The 1,047-nt window shown below is 78.0% G+C and carries 1 protein-coding gene; it reads left to right on the top strand.

Translation table 11 applies throughout. The features are described 5' to 3' along the window. Positions 1-1,047, top strand: a 1,047-nt coding sequence (locus CCN44_RS41835; RefSeq protein WP_086704473.1) for an MFS transporter, incomplete at both ends; no start/stop codon positions are given.

The raw sequence follows: 1,047 nt of genomic DNA on the forward strand, positions 1-1,047 counted from the left end.
CGGCACCCTCGGCCTCGGCCTCACCACCGCCCTCGCCGCGTTCACCACCTCGACCTGGCAGTTCACCCTGGCCCGCATCGCCCAGGGCGCGGCCAGCGCGGCCCTGCTGGCCAGCGGCCTCGGCCTGATCGTGCACGCCTTCCCCAGCCCGCGCGGCCGGCTGCACGCCACCGGGGTGTGGGGCGCCTTCGTCAGCGGCGGCATCGCCGTGGGCCCCCTGCTCGCGGGCGCGCTGCCGAGCTGGCGGACGGGCTACCTCGTGCTGGGCGCCGCCGCCCTCGTCGTGGCCGCACTCGGCACCCGGGCGCTGGCCGAGTCGCGCGCCCCGCGCGGCGGCCGGCCGGACGCGCTCGGCGCGCTCGCCTTCGGCCTGGCCCTCGTGGCCCTGGTCGCGGCCCTCACCCTGGGCCGGGACGGCTGGCTGCGCGCCCCGGTCGGCCTGCTGCTCGCGGCGGCCGTCGTCCTGATCGCCGCGTTCGTCGCCGTGGAGCGCCGGACCCGCACCCCGATGATCGACCTCGGACTGCTGCGCCACGCCCGCTTCCTGGCCTCCTCCGCGGGCGGCCTGTTCACCGGCCTGGCCGTGATCGGCCTGTTCAGCTTCCTGCCGGCCCTCCTCCAGCAGACCCTCGGACTCTCCCCCCTGGCGACGGCCGGGCTGTTCCTGCTCTGGTCCGGCCTGAGCTTCGCCGTCGCCCTCCAGGTCAAGCACCTGGCCGGCCGCATCGCCCCGCGCACCCAGCTCGCCCTCGGCTTCGCCCTGCACACGATCGCCGTGGTGACGATGCTCGGCGCCCTCGGCTCCGGCTCCTGGACCCGCCTGCTGCCCGGCCTGGTCCTCGGCGGCCTCGGCAGCGGCCTGCTCAACGGCGCGCTGCCGCTGCTCGCCGTGGAGTCGGTGCCGCCGGAGCGGGCCGCGATGGGCTCCGGCGCCCAGCAGACCTTCCGCTACGTCGGCTCCTGCGCCGGCGTGGCCCTGACCATCGCCGTCGCCACCTCGGCCGGCGGCCTGGCCCGCGGCGCGGACCTCGCGCTGCTGGTGTCGGC

The sequence above is a fragment of the Streptomyces tricolor genome, from assembly GCF_002155905.1.
In the GTDB taxonomy this organism is placed as follows: Bacteria; Actinomycetota; Actinomycetes; order Streptomycetales; family Streptomycetaceae; genus Streptomyces; species Streptomyces tricolor.